We start from the raw sequence: 17,454 nt of genomic DNA, 5'->3' as shown, positions 1-17,454 counted from the left end.
TCCGAACATGCACCCGTACGAACCCGGAAGGGACACCCCTCCCCCCCGGAGAAGGATATGTGCTCACGGCGCGAACCCCGCAGCTCTTCACGCTCGCGGCGCGCCGTTCGTCGTCAGGACGGGAGAGCGGGGGACGCCCATGCAGACCCGAACGCTGGTGGAGCAGGTGGTCGCCAACGTCGAGCGCGTGGTGGTGGGGAAGCGCCGGGAACTCGAGTACGTCCTGGTCGCGCTCCTGTGCCAGGGCCACGTCCTCATCGAGGACGTGCCCGGCGTGGGCAAGACCACCCTCGTGCGGGCGATGGCGCGGTCGCTCGGCTGCCAGTTCCGCCGGATCCAGTTCACGCCCGACCTCCTGCCATCCGACATCACCGGGGTGAGCGTGTGGAACCAGGCCACCGGAACCTTCGAGTTCCGGCCGGGACCGCTCCTCGCCCAGGTCGTGCTGGCCGACGAGATCAACCGGACGTCGCCCCGCACGCAGTCGGCCCTCCTGGAGGCCATGGAAGAGCGGCAGGTGACGGTCGACGGGGTGACGTACCCGCTGCCGCAACCTTTCCTCGTGCTGGCCACCCAGAACCCGATCGAGTACGAGGGGACCTTCCCCCTGCCGGAGGCGCAGCTCGACCGGTTCTTCATCCGGCTCCAGCTCGGGTATCCGACCCCCGCGGAAGAGCGGGAGATCCTGCGGCTGTCGCACGGTTCGCCCGTGGAGTCGCTGGAGCCGGTGGTCTCGCCGGAGGACATCCTGACGGCCCAGGAGCAGGTCCGGGCGGTCCACGTGGACCCGTCCCTCGAGGAGTACATCGTCACGGTCGTCCACCGCACGCGGGAGCACCCGGACGTGTACCTGGGCGGAAGCCCCCGGGGAACCATCGCCCTCTACAAGGCTTCCCAGGCCCTGGCGCTCGTGCGCGGCCGGGACTTCGTCACGCCCGACGACGTCAAGGAGATGGCGCCGCTCACCCTCGGGCACCGGCTGATCATCCGGCCGGAGGCGCAGCTGCAGGGAAAGACGGCCCTGTCCGTCCTGGCCGAACTCCTCGGCACCGTGCGCGTCCCCACGGGGGTGCGGCGCCATGCCCGCAATCCGTGACGGGCGGCTCCTGGTCCTGGCGGCGGCCGCGCTGGCGTTCGCCCGGCTCGCCGGGGGCACGCTGCCGTGGTTCCTCTTCTACGCCGCCGCCGGCTCCGTGACGGCCGCCCTGCTGTGGACCCTCTGGCTCGGGCGCCACCTCCGCCACGAGGTCACCGTCGACCGGGACCGGCTGTCCGCGGGCGAGGTCGTCCACGTCCGCATGCGCGTCGAGAACACGGGTGCCGTTCCCGTCCCGTGGGTCGAGGTGGACCTGCCGATCCCCGGGAAGGTGGCCTCCGTCGACGCCCCCGCGCAGGGCGGGGCCCTCGGCCCGTACGGCACGCAGCTCCTGGAGTTCCGGCTGACGGCCAGGCGGCGGGGCCGGCTGCCGCTGGGCCCGTTCCGGATCGTGGCGGGGGATGGGCTCGGGCTCTTCGTGGTCCGCCGCGAGTTCGCCACGGGCCGCTACCTGACCGTCTACCCGCGGGTCGTCCGCATCGAGGACCTGCCGCTCCCGCTGGCCCAGCCGCTGGGGCGTCTCCAGGACCCACGGCACGGCGTGGCGGATCCCGCCCGCCTCGCGGAGATCCGTCCGTACCGCCCCGGGGACAGCCCCCGGCACATCCACTGGCGGTCCTCTGCCCGCCACCAGGGCAGCCTCTACCTCAAGGAGTTCGACCGCACGGCCACCACCCAGCTGCTCGTGGTGCTCGACCTGGACCGCCGGGCCCACGTGGCAGGACCGGCGGGAGAGACCGTGGAGCTTGCGGTGGAGCTGGCCGCGGCCCTGGCGGACCTGGCCGTCCGGCAGGGCTTCGCGGCCGGCCTCCTCGCCCGAGGGGCGCAGCGGGTGCTCCTGCCCCCCGCTCGCGGCGCCCGGGCGCTGCGCGGGATCCTGGAGCTGCTTGCCGGCGTCGAGGCGGACGGGGACCGGCCCCTGGCGGAGGTGCTCCGGGCAGAGACGCCCTCGTTGCCCGCGCGCTCCGCGCTCGCCGTGATCACGCCCGACCTGACCCCTTCCCTGGCCGCCACCCTGCTCCGGCTGCAGGGACCCTACCGGCTGCTGCTGGCGGTGGTGCGGTCGGAGAGCGTGGCGCCCGGAAGAGGCCGGGCGCGCCCGGAGCGCGACCGGCTGGCCCGGGCGCTGGCCGACAGACGCATCCCGGTCTACCTCCTGGGGGTCGGCGACGACCTGCGGAGCCTCCCGGCCTATCAGGTGCAGGGCCCCTCGCCGGTGGAGAGGGTGGTTCCGTGACGCAGCGACGTCCGTGGATCGCCGAGGTCCCGGTTGCGCTCCTGACGGCGGGCATGGTTGCCGCGCTCCTGGTCTCGCTGGCCGGCTTCTGGCGGCAGGAGATCCCGGCCCCGAGACTCGCCGGCCTGGCGGTGGTGGCGACCGGCCTGGCCTGGGCCGGCTGGCGGCGGCCGGTCCGGCTCCTCGGCAGCGGCGTGCTCGTCCTGGCTTTTCTCGCCTGCACACCGCTCCTGAACGCCCTGCTCTCCCGGCGCTGGGACATCCGCCTCTCCTGGCTGGGCGGCCTGGCCGCCCGGGTCGAGGTCCTCCTGCTGCGCCTGGCTTACCTGGCCGGTCAGGTCCGGGTGGGACACTTCGAGACACTTCACCCGTCGGTGGCCTGGTTCTTCCTGACGCTGATCGCTGGCGGTCTGGCCCTCTTCATCCTGCGGGAGGCCCTGGGCCGGGGGAACTCGTTCTGGTCGCTCACCCTTGGCGCCGCCCTGTTCGGGTTCCAGTGGGTCCTGTTCTGGGACGACGCAGAGGGGTACCTCGTGCTCTATCTCGCTCTGGGCCTGCTCCTGTGGGCGGTCGCCCGCTCGTCCCACCAGGCCCTGGCGTGGCGGTCGGCCGGGCGCCGGGCGCTGCGCCCACCGGACTGGATGGCCGGCTCCCTGGCCATCCTCGCCGTCACCTCCCTCGCCCTGGCGCTGCCGTCGGACATCCCGCCCGTGAGCCTGGGAGCCGCCGGCGAGCAGCTCCGGGGACTCTTCCCTGCCCTGCAGCGGCTGCGGGGGGCCGGCCTCGGGACGGGCGAGGCACTCCGCTTCAGCCTTCGCCTGGTGGGATGGGGAGGCAGCACGGAGGAGCTAGGGGGGCCGGCAGTCCTCGACGACACCGTCGCCCTGCGGCTCGAGCTCGACCGCCCGCTGGAGGCGCCCCTCTACCTGCGCGGCAGCGTGCACACCACCTACACGGGCCGGGGCTGGAAGGTGCCGGAAGGCGAGACCGACGTTCTCGGCCCGGCGTCCGTGCTCCCCACCGCGTATTCCCTGGAGGTTCCCCGGGACGTCGTGCGGGTCACGGTGCAGCCCGTGACCGTGCGCACGGACACGCTCTTCCACGCACTGGAGCCCGTCCGGGTGGAGGGCGTGCCCCTGTACCGGGCGGACCGCGACCAGAACCTGATCGCGGCCGGCCCGCGCATCCCGCTTCAGCCGTACACGGTCGAAAGCCGCGTGGCCCGCATCTCCGCCGACCAGGTCCGGAACCTGGGCCGCCCCGCGTCCCCGGACGACCCGGCGCTGGGCCCCTACCTCCAGCTCCCGGGGGATTCCCGGGACCTGCGGCGCGTGCTGCGGCTGGCCCGCCGGATCGCGGAGGAGGCCGGCGCCACCCGCCCTTACGAGGCGGCGGAAGCGATCGAGCGGTACCTGCGCACCATGTACCGCTACAGCCTCAACACCCCGGCGACCCCGCGCGGACGGGACTTTGCCGCCTACTTCCTTTTCGACGTGGGCCAGGGCTACTGCACGTCCTTCTCCACCGCCATGACCGTCATGCTCCGGGGGCTCGGCATCCCGGCGCGGTGGGTGCAGGGCTTCGTCGCCCTGCCCGACGGGGATACCCGGGTCGACGTCCTCAACAGCCAGGCCCACGCGTGGGTGGAGGCGTTCTTCCCCGGCTACGGCTGGGTGCCCTTCGATCCGACCCCGCGCCCGGATGTCCCTCTCCCCGACCGCTCGGCCCGGCCTGCGGCCGTGGAGGCGCCGGACGCCGAGGACGGGCGCCTGAACCCCCGTCCGCAGCCCGAGCCGAACGAACCGGCGCCCGAGCAGCCCGACGAAACCCCGGCGCCAGCCGCCGGCACCGGGGGAGCCGGAGGCCGCCGGTTGGCTCGTGCGCTGGCCATGGCCCTGGGGGTCATGGGTCTCGGCGCCGCGGCCCTCCTGGCGAGGGCGCACGGCCTACTCCGCCCTCCGGCGGGCGGCTCCGGCCCGCAGGCCGTGCAGGAGCAGTTCGTGTACCTGGGCCGGCTCATGGACCGCTTCGGTTCCGGGCCGCGACCGGAGGAGACGCCCCTGGAGTACGCCCGCAGCCTGGGGCCGGTCTGGCCCGAACTGGCCGGACCCGTGGAGCGCCTCGCCCGGGCTTACGAGCGCGCGCGCTACGGCCCGCCGGGGCCGCTGCCCGGCCCGGTGGACGTGCAGGCCGGTCCCGAGGCCATCCGGGCGGCCCAGCGCGCCCTCCGGGCCCGCTACGGCCGCTGGGGCTACCTGTGGCGGCTCCTGGTGCCGCCGCTCAGCCCGCGGCGCTACGCCGGCTCGGGGCCGTCCACGTCCGGGTCCATGGCGGTCCGGGCACCGGGGCGGACAGGGCCCGCCCCGCGGCGCACGTGAAAGGTGGCGATGGCCTTGGCGACGAGGCGGCCCTCGGCGTCGAGCACGTCCGCCTCGCCCACGGCCGTCGCCCCGCCGACGTGGATCGCCCGCGCGTGGGCGTCCAGGTCGCCCCGCGCCGGAGCGAGGAAGTTGACCTTCATCTCGATCGTCGAGGCGAGGTCGCCCGGCATGAGGGCGCTGCGCAGCGCGGTAGCGATGGCCGCGTCGGCCAGGGTGCAGATGGCTCCCCCGTGCACCGTCGCGGCGCTGTTGTGCAGGCGGTCGTCCGCGGGCATGCGCACCACCGCCCGGCCCCGCTCCACCCGGAGCACCTGTGCGCCGATGAGCTCCCGGAACGGATTGCGCGGCATCTCCAGCACTCGACCCTCCCGTCAGCGACCCTGCACGGTGTCCAGCGCCAGGGCGACGGCGCCGTAGAGGCCCGAGTCACCGCCAAGGCCGGCCCGGACGACCTCCGTCGCCCGCCACTGCGCCCCGAAGGCGCGGCGTCGGGCCTCTTCCCGGACGCGCTCCAGGAGCCAGTCGCCGGCCGCCATCACCCCGCCGCCCAGCACGACCCGGTCCGGGCTGAGCCCGTTCACGAGGTTCGCCACCCCGGCGCCGAGGGCTTCGACGAACCGGTCGAGCACCTGCTGCGCCTCTCCATCCCCCTCCCGGGCCAACCGGAACACGAGCGGCGCCGCCGGCGTCTCGCCCGGCTGCAGCCGGTCGGGCCGGCGCGCGACGATCGCCCGGGCCTCCCGGGCCAGGGCGGTCCCGGAGGCGATCGCCTCCAGGCACCCGTGCCGTCCGCATCCGCACAGCGGGCCGTCGAGGTCGACCGTCATGTGGCCGAACTCCGTGTTGCCGGTGGCGCCGTGGTAGATGCGGCCGAGGACGACCAGGCCGAAGCCGATCCCCGTGCCGATCCCGAGGTACACCATGTACCGGGCGCCCTGCCCGGCCCCGTACCGGTACTCCCCGTAGGCGGCCAGGTTGGCGTCGTTCTCCACCCGGACGGGTATGCCGAGCCGCTCCGCCAGGATGTCCCGCAGCGGCACGTCCCGCCAGCCGAGGTTCGGCGACTCCAGCACCACCCCGGCCTCCGGGTCGAGGGGCCCCGGGGCCCCGACGGCCATGGCCCGCGCCCCGCCGAGGTCGAGCCCGGCCGCGTGCGCCGCTTCCTGCACCGCCTCGACCATGCGGCCCAGCACCGGCCCGGGCCCTTCCCCCGCGGCGGTGGGGCGGACCCCGCGCCCGAGCACGCGCCCGTCCAGGCCGGCGATCGCCGCCGCGATCTTCGTCCCGCCCAGGTCGACTGCCGCCACGTACTCCATGCGGCTCTCACCCCCTCGCCCGCTTGCGGCGCTCCACGAGGTAAGCGATCCAGATGCCGGCCTCGTACAGGGCCAGCAGCGGGACGGCCATGATCACCTGGGAGACGACGTCTGTACCAGGCGAGATGACCGCCGCCACGACGAAGATGCCCACGACCGCGTACTTCCGAAGCCGGCCCAGCATGGCGGAGCTGACCAGCCCGATCTGCGCCAGGAGCCAGACCACCACCGGTAGCTCGAACACCACGCCCAGCGGCACCGTGAGCTTGATGATCAGGTCGAAGTACTGCCGGACCGTGAAGATGACCGGGGTCCCGGCAGTCTCGGCCACGTACAGGAAGAACCGGAGGCTCATCGGGAGCAGCACGAGGTACCCGAACAGCACCCCGAGGACGAACAGGATCAGCGTGGCCGGGAGCAGGGAGAACAGCCAGCGCTTCTCCGTGGGGGTGAGGGCGGGGAGGACGAAGGCGATGATCTGGTAGAGCACGACCGGCGAGGCCAGGACGAGGCCCGCCAGCGCCCCCATGCGGAACTGCACCACGAAGACCTCGGCCGGCCCGAAGGACTGAAGCGGCAGCGGCGCCTGCCGCATCAGGAGGCGGAAGACGTCGCCCACGAACACCCACCCCACGGCGACGCCGATCGCCACCGCCACCAGGCTCCAGATGATCCGCCGCCTGAGCTCCTCCAGGTGCTCCATGACGGGGGCCGGCCGGTCTCCGGGCGCCGCGGCGGCGTGCTCCTCCGGTTCACCCCCGGCCGGGCCCTCCCGGCCCCGAACGTCTGCCACCCGCTGCGCCCCCTCAAGCCGAAGCGGCCGCGCTCGCCGCGGCGCCTGCCGTCCCCGTCGCCAGGGCCGCCAGCCAGTCGACCAGCGCCTCCAGGTCGGCCGGCGCGACGACCTCCGCCGGCGTGCCCCGGTACCGGACGGGGTAGCCGGCCACCGCTACCGGGACACCCCCGGCGGCCGCCTCGGCGCCGGGCGCGTCCGACGCGCCCTTCTCCGCCACCTCGGGCTGCCAGCGGACCCCTGCCGTCCGGGCCGCCTCCTCGAGCTCTCGCCGCGCCGGTGCCCGCAGGACCCACCCCGCCTCCCGGAGGCGGAGCACCGGCCCCTGTCCGACTCTCGCCCGCCCGGCGCCGGGCTCGTCCGGCGCGGCCGTGACGACGACCGCCAGGTCCGGCTGTACCTGGAAGGCCGCGGTGCGGGCCCCGCGGGGCGCCACGGTCCCCTGGACGGTGAACGCCAGGTGGACCTCGTTCCGGTGGCCGGGATTCCGGGCGAGCCGCCCGGCCAGGGCGACGAGCACCGCGCAGCCGGCCCGGCCCGCCAGGTTCGGGCCGGCGACCCAGTCCCCGATCGCCGTGAGCGGCTGGTCGAGGGCGAAGAACGAGCCCGGCGCCACCCGGGCCAGGGCGTCGTCCCGGTCCCGGGCCCCGATGTCGATCCAGGAGTTCTGCACCTTCAGGTCCTTGGGATCTTCCACCGGCTCGCCGCCCACGACCCCGGCGGTCCCGTCGGCGAACCGCACGCGCTGTCCGCGGGCCGCCACCAGGCTGAGACCGCCCACCGGGGCGAAGCGGAGGTAGCCCTCCGCCGTGCCGTCGAGCACCACGCCGCCGGGGCCGTCCATCCCGGCCAGCAAGAGGAGCCGCCGGGCCGGCGCGCTGCCGGCGCGGCGGACGGCCAGCACGTTGCCGAGCGCGTCCGTCCGCACCTCGTCCACGTGCGGCCGCACGAGGTCGGCCAGCGCCTTCGCCACCGCCTCCTCCCGCCCCGGCGGGCCCCAGAGGCCGGAAAGCTGTCCCAGCAGGTCCTTCAAGGCTTGAACTCTCCTCTCTCCAGGCTGTCGAGGAACAGCCGGACCAGCGCGAGCGCGTGATCGTAGTCGCTCTTGTGCACGAGGGAAGCGGCGCTGTGGATGTAGCGCGCCGGCAACGCCATCACCGCGGTGGGCACGCCGGCCCCGGTGAGGTGGATCGCCCCGGCGTCGGTCCCGGCCGTGGCCAGGCGGCGGTGCTGCAGCGGGATGCCCGCCCGGGAGGCGAGCGCCTCCAGGTGCGCGCGCAGCCGCTCGGGCACGATGTTCGTGCCGTCGAGCCACGAGAGCGCCGGCCCCTGTCCGAAGCGCGTCACGGACTCCTCGGGGGGCACGCCGGGGACGTCGGCACACGAGGTGGCCTCGAGCGCCAGGGCCACGTGGGGCTTCAGCCGCTCGGCCGCCACCCGGGCGCCGCGCAGGCCGATCTCCTCCTGCGCGGAGAAGCTTGCCAGGAGGGTCACCCGGGAGCCCCCGGACCAGTCCCGCACCGCCTCGGCCAGGAGGGCGCAGCCGGCGCGATCGTCCAGGGCCTTGCCCTTGACGACCGCCCCGCCCCACTCCTCGAACTCCGTCGCCCAGACCACGGGATCGCCGTAGTCGACCACCGACTCCGCCTCGTCCCGGGAGCGGGCCCCGATGTCGATGAAGAGGTCCCGGACCGGTACCGCCTTGTCCCGCTCCCCGCCCGTCAGATGGATCGCCTTGAGGCCGATCACCCCCGGGACCCGGTTCGGCCCGATCCAGACGGCGCGGCCCGGCACCACCCGGTCGTCGATGCCGCCCACGGTCTTGAACCGGAGGAGGCCGTCCTCGGTGAAGCCGCTCACCAGGAAGCCCACCTCGTCGATGTGGGCGTCCAGGAGCACGCGCACCGGGCCCCGGCCCTTGCGCACCAGGAGGTTGCCGAGGGGGTCGGTGGCCACCTCGTCGGCGTGGCCCTCCAGGTACGCCCGCAGGACGGCGCGCACCGCCTCCTCGCGCCCCGAGACCCCCGGCGCCTCGGAGAGGGCCCTCAGGAGAGCGACGTCCACTCGCGCACCATCCCTTCGTCGAGCCGGGCCACGGCGGCCGCCACCAGGCGCCCGGCCAGCCGGATGTCGGAGAGGCTCACGACCTCCACGGGCGTGTGCATGTACCGCAGCGGGATCGAGACGACCCCCGTCACCGACCCCTCCGCCGCCACCTGCATCACCCAGGCGTCGGTACCCGAGCTGCCGCCAGAGACCTCCATCGCGTACGGGATGCCTTCGGCCGACGCGACCTCCCGCAGGAAGCGGGCAAGGCCCGGGTGGCAGTTCGGCCCCACCATGATGGTCGGCCCGCCGTCGAGGGGAAAGTGGTCGTCCGTCACCCCGTGGTGGCTGCCGAAGGTGACGTCCAGGGCGATCGCCACGTGCGGCCGGATGGCCTGCGCCGCCGCCCGGGCGCCGGGCATGCCGCCGAACTCCTCGCCGACGGTCCCCACCGCGTACACGTCCGCTGCCTGGTCCAGGTGGCGGAGCTCCCGCAGCACCACCCCGAGCGCGGCCACGCCCGCCCGGTTGTCGAGGCTGCGCCCGGCCACCCGCCCGTTCCGGAGCCGCAGGAGCGGCCGGCGCCAGGTGACCGGGTCGCCGGGGGCGACGAGCTCGCGCACCTCGCCCTCCGGGAGGCCCGTGTCGACGAACAGCTCGGCGACCGGGGGGATCGACCGGCGCTCCTCCGGACGGGTGATGTGGGGCGGACGCGCCCCCACCACCCCCGGCACCGGCCGCCTGCCGTGGACCACCACCTCCAGGCCCAGGAGGTAGCGGCCGTCCACGCCCCCGACCGGCACGGCGCGCAGGAACCCGCCCGGCTCGATCGCCGCCACCATCATCCCGATCGAGTCCACGTGGGCAGCCACCAGGACGCGCAGCGACCCCTCCGGCAGGCTCCCCCGCCGCAGGCCCACGTAGTTGCCGGCGCGGTCCACCCGGGCGCTGTCGACCCGGTCGGCCCACGCCTCGAGCAGAAAGTGCGTGACGTCATCCTCCCGGCCCGTGACGCTGGGCAGCTCCACAAGCCGGGCCAGCTCGTCCGCCAGTTCCAACCTTGCACCCCCCTGCGGGTTCCGCCCCGGCCACCGGGCAGTCCGCCGTCCCCGCCCCTGTTAGCCTGCCCGGGACCGCGCCCGCTCGAGCGCGATGTCCAGCAGCCGTCCGGCCGTGGTGGCGTCGGCCGGGGCCGACGCTGTCCCCGTGAAGAGGCGCAAGCCGCCCGATCCGGCCTCCGTCCCCCCTCCGGCCAGCGCCCGGGCGATGCGCTCCTCCACCACCTGTGCGCCTGCCCGGTCCGTGTCCGGGAGAAGGAACACGACCTCTCCGGTTTCGAGTCCGAACACGAGGTCCGTGTCGCGCACGCGCAGCGCCTGCACCAGGAGCGCCAGCAGATCCGGTACCGGGCGGCCGTCCGCCGTGCGGGCCAGGGCGACCACGACGGAGAGCGGGAGCCCGCTCCGCAGGGAGCGTTTCATCTCCCGTTCCAGGTACTCCGGCAGGGACCAGGAGATCTCGCCCTGCCGGGACTGGCGCAAGGGCCGCTGGCCGGCCAGGATCTCGGTCACCCGCCGCAGGAGGACCTCGCTGGCGAACGGCTTGGAGACGACGTTCTCCGCCCCGGCCAGGATCAGGTCGATGACGAGCTCCCGCGGCGGCTGCGGGGTGACCACGAGTACGGGCACCCCCGCCGTGGCGGGAGCGGACTTGAGCGCGCGGATCAGCTCCAGGCCGGACCGGTCCGGCAGGTTCAGCTCCGTGACGAGAAGCTGGAAGCTGCCGGCGGGCTCGCGTGCCAGGCGGTCCTCGGCGGCGCGGGCGGTCTCCGCGACGACCACCGAGTGGCCGGCAGCCTCCAGGAGCCCCGCGATGCGAGCCCGGTCGACCGGCGCCGGCTCCAGCACGAGGATGCGCGCCACGGCACCCGCCCCCCTTCACCGGAGGGGCTGCCGCGCGGAGCGGCGCCCCGCCTAAAGGGAGCTTCGGCCCCAGCCGCGGGTTTCCCTGCCGGCTGCCAGGAGCGCTCCGGAGACGCTAGAGAAGCGGCCCGGCGACCCGCTCGTCGCCCGTCCGCCGGGTCCACCGCTGGGTGTCGAAGTGGTCGAGGATCGGCAGGGCGTACTTGCGGGTGGTCCCGAGCAGATCGCGGAAGTCCGCGACCGTGAGGGTCGGGTGCGTACGCAGGAACTGCCGGGTCCGTTCCCGGGCTTCGCGCAGGTGGTCGGCGTGGAGGATGAGGTCGCCGGGGAGGCGCACCACCCGCCCCTCCTCCTGGAGGTGGAGGATGAGCTCCTCGGTGAGCGCGTCGGGGAAGCGGTCTCTGAGCTCGGCCACGGAGGGCGGGCTGAAGCCCGCCGCCCGGACGGCGGCCTCGAGCGACCGGGCCAGCGACTCCTGCGCCGGCGTGAGACGCACCTCGCGCCCCGGCAGCAGGACGCGGTCCCGGTCCAGGACGAGCTCGCCGGCCGCCACCGCCCGTCCCAGGACGGCGGCGAAGGCCCGGGCGTCCGCCTGGGGGACCGCCTTGCGGCGCAGCTCCTCCTTCGGCAGGCCGGGGCGCAGCGGCCACTGGCGGTAGAACGCCTCGAGGGCCGACCGCGCGGCCTCCACGAAAGCCGCGTACCCGCGCCGGTGGACCCAGTACCCCCCCTCCAGGGCGAGGATCTCGCCGGCCTCCTCGAGCGCGCGAAGGTCCGGGGCGAGCACGTCGGCGGGGGCGCCGATGAGGCGTGCGAGTTCCGCCTCCGCCAGGGGGACGGGGCCGCGGCGCGCCAGGGTCTCGGCGATGACCCCCGTCCGCCCGCCGGTCTCCTTGGCCCGCAGTTCCTCCAGGTGGGGCGCGTGGTGGCGCCGGTAACGGGCGTGCGGCTCGATCACCCCGCCGCCGCCGATCGTGTGCACGGGGGAGTAGCTGCGGATGATGAAGCGGTCGCCCCGCCCCACCACGAGCGGCGCCTCGCTGCGGAACTGGATGAAGGCGGAATCGCCCGGCTCCAGCTCGTCCCGGTCCAGGAGGAGCACCCGGCCGGTCACCTCGCTGGCGCCCGTGTGGAGGTGCACCCGGGCGCCGTGCCGCAGGGGGCGCGGGACGGAGGCGAGCAGGTGCAGCCGGCCGGCGAAGGTGTCGGTCGGCCGCAGCACGCCGGGCTCGGCGAGGACATCGCCGCGGCGCACCTCGGCCCGCTCCACGCCCGAGAGGTTCACCCCGACGCGCTGCCCGGCCTCGGCCACCTCCACCTTCTCCCCGTGCACCTGCAGGCCCCGGACCCGCACCTCGAGGCCCTGCGGCAGCAGCTCCAGCCGGTCTCCCGTCCGGATCCGGCCGCTCACCAGGGTGCCCCGCACCACGGTGCCGAACCCGGGCCGCACGAAGGCCTGGTCGACCGGCATGCGGGCGAAGGAGGTGACGTCCTTGGGCTCGGTGACCTCCAGCAGGCCGTCCACGATCTGCACCAGGCGGTCCAGCCCCTCGCCGGTGACCGACGACACCGGGACGACCGGCGCGCCTTCCAGGAAGGTCCCCTTCACGGCGGCGGCGACGTCCTCCCGGACGAGGTCCAGCAGCTCCGCGTCGACGAGGTCGACCTTCGTGAGCACCACGACCCCCTGCTTGATGCCGAGGAGCTGCAGGATGTCGAGGTGCTCCCGGGTCTGGGGCATCACCCCTTCGTCGGCCGCCACGACCAGAAGGACCAGGTCGATGCCGGTGATCCCGGCCAGCATGTTGCGGATGAACCGCTCGTGGCCGGGCACGTCAATGATCGACGCCCGCCGGCCGCTCGGCAGGCGGAACTGGGCGAACCCGAGGTCGATCGAGATGCCGCGGGCCTTCTCCTCCGGGAGCCGGTCGGTGTCCTGGCCGGTGAGGGCGCGGATCAGCGCCGTCTTGCCGTGGTCGACGTGCCCCGCGGTGCCGATGATGAGGTGCTTCACCGCCCCCGACCTCCTCCTCCCTACCTTACCACACCGCCAGGCGCGGCGAGGGGGCCCGGTGGGCCCCCTCACGGGATCGGCGGCCGGTCACGCGCCGGTGCCGGCGGTGTCGGCGTAGTGGTAACCCAGAGTCATCGACCCCTCCAGGTACTTCTCCGTCTCCAGGGCGGCCATGGCGCCCGTGCCCGCGGCCGTGATGGCCTGGCGGTAGCGGGAGTCCATCACGTCACCGCACGCGAAGACGCCGGGAACGCTCGTGAACACGTTGTCGCGGGTCTTGATGTAGCCGTCCGGCCGCAGCTCCAGCTGACCCTCCAGGAAACCGGTGTTCGGCTGGTGGCCGATCGCGATGAAGAGGCCTTCCAGGGGGAACTCCGTGACCTCGCCGGTCTTCACGTTGCGGAGCCGGACGCCCTCCAGCTGCTTGTCGCCCAGGAGCGCCTCCACGACCGTGTTCCAGATGAAATGGATCTTGGGATTGGCCTTCGCCCGGTCCTGCATGATCTTCGACGCCCGGAGCTGGTCCCGGCGGTGGATCACGTGCACCTCGCGGGCGTACCGGGTGAGGAACAGGGCCTCCTCCATCGCGCTGTCCCCGCCGCCGACCACGGCGATCTTCTTGTCGGTGAAGAAGAAGCCGTCGCAGGTCGCGCAGGTGGACACGCCGTGGCCGATCAGCTCCTTCTCCCGCTCGAGGCCCAGCAGCCGGGCCGAGGCCCCGGTGGAGATGATCACGGCGCGGGCCTCGATCTCCGTGCCGTCATCGAGCCACACCTTCTTGACCTCGGGGTTCGAGAAGTCGACCCGGGTGGCCGCGCCCCACTGGAACTCCGCGCCGAACTTCTCCGCCTGGCGGCGCATGTTGTCCATGAGGTCGGGGCCCAGGATGCCGTCCGGGAACCCGGGGAAGTTCTCCACCGTCGTCGTCAGGGTCAGCTGCCCGCCCGGCTCGTTCCCCTCGACGACCAGCGGCTTCAGGTTCGCCCGTGCCGTGTACAGGGCGGCGGTCAGACCCGCCGGCCCGGTGCCGAGAATGACGACGTCGCGCATGGCTATTCCCTCGCCTGGCCGTGCGCCAGGCCTTCGCCTCCTTTCGGCTGCTGGATGGCCCGCGACGGGATGGGGACAGGGGGATCGGGCTTATCGTGACCGATTCGCTCCAAATGATACCACAGCGGGGGGCCGGTTCGCGCCCCGGCCCCCACTGCCACCCGGCACACCCGTCGCGGCCAGGGCGCGCCAGTCGGGGGATATCGTACCATACCCCGGGTGGTATGCGCAACCCGGTCTCCCGCGGCGCCCGGTGAAACCCGGGGAAGTACGTCAGAGCGGGTACCACGGTGCGCACCCGATACGTCCGGCCCCGCGGGAAGCCTTGCCGGCGGGGACAAGGTGTGGTTCCATGTTGGTCGAACGGTCCGAACCGGCATGGCAGGTAGGAGGCGTCCGGCGAGCATGCCTTCCCGCACCACCCGCGGCCTCGTCTTCGGAGCGCTGATGGCCGCCCTGACCGTCGTCTTCGTGGGGGGAGCGATGGTCCTCCCCCTGACCGTGCACCTGCCGCTCCCGGTGGCGCTGGTCACCCTGCGACACGGGCTCCGGTACGGGGTCCTCTCCGGGATCGTGGCCAGCCTCCTGGCCGCGCTCCTCTTCGGGTGGGTGAACGTCGCGCTGGTGCTGATCCCCCTGGGGCTCCTCCCGGGGCTGGTCCTGGGCTGGGCGCTGCACACCCGCAAGAGTCCGGCCACCACCGGGGCGTTCACCGCACTCGCGGGCCTGGCGGGGCTCCTCCTCACCGTGGCCCTGAGCCTCCTCATCATGGGCCAGAACCCGCTCGACATCCAGATCCAGACCTTCGCCGACGCGATGCGGCAGGCGGTGGCACGCCTGCCGGCCGCGCAGCAGGAGCTCTACCGGCCCCTGCTCGACGCCCTCCCCACCCTCATGCGGACCCTCCTGCCTCTGGCGCTCGTCCTCAACGCGGCCCTGATGGCGCTCCTGACCTACTACCTGGTCCACTGGCTCTTCCCGCGGCTCGGCCACGCGGTGGAGCCGCTGCCGCCCTTCGCCCGCTGGGCGCTGCCGGTCTGGTCCGTCTGGGCCTACGTGCTGGTCATGACCCCGGCGCTGCTCCTGCAGCGCCACCTGCCCGCCTGGGCGGTGACCGTCGTGACCAACGTCGCCCTGGGGATGCAGTTCCTCTTCGCCCTGCAGGGGGCCGCGGTCGCCTCGTGGTGGCTCCAGGAGCGACAGGCCTTCTCCCCCCGGGCGGCCACCGGGATGGCGATCCTCCTCCTGTTCTTGCCGTACCTGGGCCCCGCCGCCGGCTTCCTGGGCGTCCTGGACCTCGCCCTCGACTTCCGGCGGCTGCGCCCGGGGCCCACGGCGAGGACCGGCTAGCCCAGGAGGCGCCTGACCATCGCGGCGTGGGCCCGCTCCTCGAACTCGTCGTCCAGCCGGCCCAGACGCACGGAGCCGCCGTACCGGTAGTCGAGGGCACGCTGCAGGAGCCAGTCGGCCAGGTGGGGGTTCTTGGGCAGGAGGCTCCCGTGCAGGTAGGTGCCGACCGCGCTGCGGTGGACGATGCCCTCGTGCCCGTCCTCGCCGTTGTTCCCGTGACCCCGCAGGACCCGGCCAAGGGGGCGCGCCGACGGGCCCAGGAACGTGCGGCCCGAGTGGTTCTCGAACCCCACGAGCGTGCGGGTGCCGCCCAGGAGGTCGGTCTCCACCACGACGTCGCCGATCATCCGGCGGGACCCGGCCTCGGTCCAGGCGTCGAAGATCCCGAGCCCCGGGATCTCCTCGCCCTGGGCCGTGCGGTAGTACTTGCCCATCAGCTGGTACGCCCCGCAGACCGCCAGGACAGCGACCCCCTCCCGGACGGCCTCGGCCAGGGAGGGGCCCTTTTCGTCCTTGAAGTCCGCCGCGATCAGCTTCTGCTCCCTGTCCTGCCCGCCGCCGATGGCGACCAGGTCGTACCGCCGGAAGTCGACCGGGTCTCCGATGGACGCCTCGGTGACCACGGGCTCCAGCCCGTGCCAGCGGGCCCGCTGCACCAGGGTGATGAGGTTGCCGCGGTCGCCGTAGATGTTCAGGATCTCCGGGTACAGGCTCAGGATGCGGATCTCCGCGCGCATTCGATCCCCCGCCCCCGTGGGCACGGCTCAGATGTCCCAGGCGCCCCGCAGGTAGCCGCGCTGCTGCAGCACCGTCCGTAGCTCCAGCATGGCGGTGTACGTCGGCAGGACGTACAGGACCTCCCCGGGCCGGGTGAAGCGCAGCCCCTGCTCGAGGGCCCGGGAGGGGTCCGCCTCCACCACGATGCGCGCCGGGCTCACCCCGGCGTACTTCATGCGGACGGCTAGGTCCTCGGCCCGCCGCCCGGAGCAGATGACGAGGTTCAGTTCCCCGTCCCGCGCGGCCAGGACCTCGAAGTCGACGTCCCAGATCCAGGACACGTCGGTGCCGTCGGCCGCCAGGTCGTTCAGGAGCAGCAGGAGGTTCTTGGGCCCTTCCACGCCAAGTACCGTCCGGAGGACCTGGTTGTACCCCGCCGGGTTCTTCACCAGCGCCACCAGGACCTCCCGCCCCTCGGCCTTCAGCCGCTCCATGCGCCCGAAGGCGGCGGACGTCTCGCTGAGGCCTGCGGCGATGACGTCCAGGTCGACCCCCAGCGCGTAGGCCGCCGCTGCGGCACCCACGGCGTTGTAGACGTTGTACAGGCCGGGGGCCTGCACCCGGCAGGTGCGCACTCCGGCCGGGGTGACGAGGTCGAACGTGGTGCCCGTGAGGTCCGCGTCGCGCAGGTTCTCGGCATACACCTGCGGCCGGGGCCGCCGGTGGCCGCAGGCCGGGCAGCGGTACTGGCCCAGGTGGGCGTAGTACACGTGCTCGTACTCGTACGGGTGCCCGCACCGCACGCAGCGCCGGGCGTCCGCCGCATGGGCGGCGGCGCCGCCGGCGGTGGGGTCCTCCAGACCGTAGAAGAGCGTGTCCGATGCCGGTCCACCGGGTTCTGCGGCGGCGGCGATCCCGGCGGCCGCCGTTCCGGCCGCGACCGGGACCTGGACCCCCGGGGCGAGCCCCTTGGCCAGCCCGGCACACAGGGGATCGTCCGCGCAGAGCACGGCCCGGCCGCCCGCCGCAAGCCGCTCGAGGCCCTGCCGGACGAGCCCCACCGTGTGGTTCAGCTCGCCGTACCGGTCGAGCTGATCCCGGAAGAAGTTCGTGACCAGCGCCACCCGGGGCCGGATCGCGGCGAAGACGCCCGGCACGGAGGCCTCGTCGACCTCCAGGACGGCCACCTCGCCCCGGGGCCGGGCGCTCCAGGTCGCGTCCTCCAGGAAGGCGGCCGTCACCCCGTCGATCATGTTGGCGCCGGCCCGGTTGTGGATGACCCGGCGGCCCGCCCGCGCGGCGATGCCGGCGACGAGCTTGGCCGTCGTCGTCTTCCCGTTGGTGCCGGATATCGCGAGGCTGCCCATGTGGGGGCCCCGTGCCAGCTCGTCCAGGACGCGCGGCTCGATCCGCCGCGCGATCCGGCCCGGCAGCGAGGACCCGCCCCGGCCAAGGCGGCGGGACAGCGCCATCGCGAGTTTCCCCGCCCACAGGGCCAAGAGGAACTTCGGTCGCACGTCGCTCAACTCCGG

At 74.1% G+C, this 17,454-nt stretch carries 15 protein-coding genes; 4 read left to right on the top strand and 11 right to left on the bottom strand.

Going from position 1 to position 17,454, the window contains the following annotated elements; translation table 11 throughout:
- Nucleotides 1-139: 139 nt before the first annotated feature.
- The 3 genes from caldi_RS01280 to caldi_RS01270 are packed head-to-tail and all read left to right on the top strand — an operon-like array spanning nt 140 to nt 4,711.
- Entirely contained in the window at nt 140-1,096 is a 957-nt protein-coding gene (locus caldi_RS01280; protein WP_264843275.1) for an AAA family ATPase, read from the top strand.
- Nucleotides 1,080-2,333 (top strand): DUF58 domain-containing protein, encoded by a 1,254-nt coding sequence (locus caldi_RS01275; protein ID WP_264843274.1) that lies wholly within the window; start codon nt 1,080-1,082, stop codon nt 2,331-2,333. Before caldi_RS01280 ends, caldi_RS01275 begins: the two co-directional genes overlap by 17 nt.
- Nucleotides 2,330-4,711, top strand: a complete 2,382-nt coding sequence (locus caldi_RS01270) for a DUF3488 and transglutaminase-like domain-containing protein (RefSeq protein ID WP_264843273.1) — start codon at nt 2,330-2,332, stop codon at nt 4,709-4,711. The genes caldi_RS01275 and caldi_RS01270 overlap by 4 nt, the downstream gene beginning before the upstream one ends.
- Here the strand turns inward: caldi_RS01270 and caldi_RS01265 are convergent.
- From caldi_RS01265 to trxB, 9 genes are all read right to left on the bottom strand, one after another.
- Nucleotides 4,627-5,064, bottom strand: coding sequence for a PaaI family thioesterase (locus tag caldi_RS01265; RefSeq protein WP_264843272.1), 438 nt, complete (start codon nt 5,062-5,064; stop codon nt 4,627-4,629). The genes caldi_RS01270 and caldi_RS01265 overlap by 85 nt on opposite strands.
- Before the next feature lie 21 nt (nt 5,065-5,085).
- The gene (locus tag caldi_RS01260) at nt 5,086-6,030 is read right to left on the bottom strand and encodes an ROK family protein (RefSeq protein ID WP_264843270.1); all 945 of its coding nucleotides are present in this window, start codon (nt 6,028-6,030) and stop codon (nt 5,086-5,088) included.
- Nucleotides 6,031-6,037: 7 nt separating this feature from the next.
- On the bottom strand, nt 6,038-6,823 hold the full coding sequence (tatC, locus tag caldi_RS01255; RefSeq protein WP_264843269.1) for a twin-arginine translocase subunit TatC: 786 nt from the start codon (nt 6,821-6,823) through the stop codon (nt 6,038-6,040).
- A 13-nt stretch (nt 6,824-6,836) separates the two neighbouring features.
- Nucleotides 6,837-7,856, bottom strand: coding sequence for a zinc-binding metallopeptidase family protein (locus caldi_RS01250; RefSeq protein ID WP_264843268.1), 1,020 nt, complete (start codon nt 7,854-7,856; stop codon nt 6,837-6,839).
- On the bottom strand, nt 7,853-8,887 hold the full coding sequence (locus caldi_RS01245; RefSeq protein ID WP_264843267.1) for a M42 family metallopeptidase: 1,035 nt from the start codon (nt 8,885-8,887) through the stop codon (nt 7,853-7,855). Before caldi_RS01245 ends, caldi_RS01250 begins: the two co-directional genes overlap by 4 nt.
- Entirely contained in the window at nt 8,869-9,927 is a 1,059-nt protein-coding gene (locus caldi_RS01240; protein WP_264843266.1) for a zinc-binding metallopeptidase family protein, read from the bottom strand. The genes caldi_RS01245 and caldi_RS01240 overlap by 19 nt, the downstream gene beginning before the upstream one ends.
- 60 nt (nt 9,928-9,987) lie before the next feature.
- A complete protein-coding gene (locus caldi_RS01235) occupies nt 9,988-10,791 on the bottom strand; it encodes a response regulator (RefSeq protein WP_264843265.1) in 804 nt (267 codons plus the stop codon).
- A 115-nt stretch (nt 10,792-10,906) separates the two neighbouring features.
- Nucleotides 10,907-12,805, bottom strand: coding sequence for a selenocysteine-specific translation elongation factor (selB, locus tag caldi_RS01230; RefSeq protein WP_264843264.1), 1,899 nt, complete (start codon nt 12,803-12,805; stop codon nt 10,907-10,909).
- Nucleotides 12,806-12,892: 87 nt separating this feature from the next.
- Complete coding sequence (trxB, locus tag caldi_RS01225; RefSeq protein ID WP_264843263.1) at nt 12,893-13,855, bottom strand: thioredoxin-disulfide reductase; 963 nt, start codon at nt 13,853-13,855, stop codon at nt 12,893-12,895.
- A gap of 405 nt (nt 13,856-14,260) precedes the next feature.
- On the opposite strand from trxB, the gene caldi_RS01220 reads away from it, so the two are divergent.
- Nucleotides 14,261-15,205 (top strand): YybS family protein, encoded by a 945-nt coding sequence (locus tag caldi_RS01220; protein ID WP_264843262.1) that lies wholly within the window; start codon nt 14,261-14,263, stop codon nt 15,203-15,205.
- Here the strand turns inward: caldi_RS01220 and caldi_RS01215 are convergent.
- On the bottom strand, nt 15,202-15,942 hold the full coding sequence (locus caldi_RS01215; protein WP_264843261.1) for a type 1 glutamine amidotransferase: 741 nt from the start codon (nt 15,940-15,942) through the stop codon (nt 15,202-15,204). The genes caldi_RS01220 and caldi_RS01215 overlap by 4 nt on opposite strands.
- 27 nt (nt 15,943-15,969) lie before the next feature.
- Nucleotides 15,970-17,439: a MurT ligase domain-containing protein gene (locus tag caldi_RS01210; RefSeq protein WP_264843260.1), complete on the bottom strand. Its 1,470-nt coding sequence runs from the start codon at nt 17,437-17,439 to the stop codon at nt 15,970-15,972.
- Nucleotides 17,440-17,454 lie beyond the last annotated feature (15 nt).

It is taken from the genome of Caldinitratiruptor microaerophilus (assembly GCF_025999835.1).
In the GTDB taxonomy this organism is placed as follows: Bacteria; Bacillota; Sulfobacillia; order Symbiobacteriales; family ZC4RG38; genus Caldinitratiruptor; species Caldinitratiruptor microaerophilus.
This window is presented reverse-complemented; position numbering and strand designations above follow the sequence as displayed.

What these genes read in the sequence shown, in the direction of transcription:
- caldi_RS01280 (WP_264843275.1), top strand. Translation starts at nt 140, where the DNA reads ATGCAGACCCGAACGCTGGTGGAGCAGGTGGTCGCCAACGTCGAGCGC.
- caldi_RS01275 (WP_264843274.1), top strand. Translation starts at nt 1,080, where the DNA reads ATGCCCGCAATCCGTGACGGGCGGCTCCTGGTCCTGGCGGCGGCCGCG.
- caldi_RS01265 (WP_264843272.1), bottom strand. Translation starts at nt 5,064, where the DNA reads ATGCCGCGCAATCCGTTCCGGGAGCTCATCGGCGCACAGGTGCTCCGG.
- caldi_RS01260 (WP_264843270.1), bottom strand. Translation starts at nt 6,030, where the DNA reads ATGGAGTACGTGGCGGCAGTCGACCTGGGCGGGACGAAGATCGCGGCG.
- trxB (WP_264843263.1), bottom strand. Translation starts at nt 13,855, where the DNA reads ATGCGCGACGTCGTCATTCTCGGCACCGGGCCGGCGGGTCTGACCGCC.
- caldi_RS01220 (WP_264843262.1), top strand. Translation starts at nt 14,261, where the DNA reads ATGCCTTCCCGCACCACCCGCGGCCTCGTCTTCGGAGCGCTGATGGCC.
- caldi_RS01215 (WP_264843261.1), bottom strand. Translation starts at nt 15,942, where the DNA reads ATGCGCGCGGAGATCCGCATCCTGAGCCTGTACCCGGAGATCCTGAAC.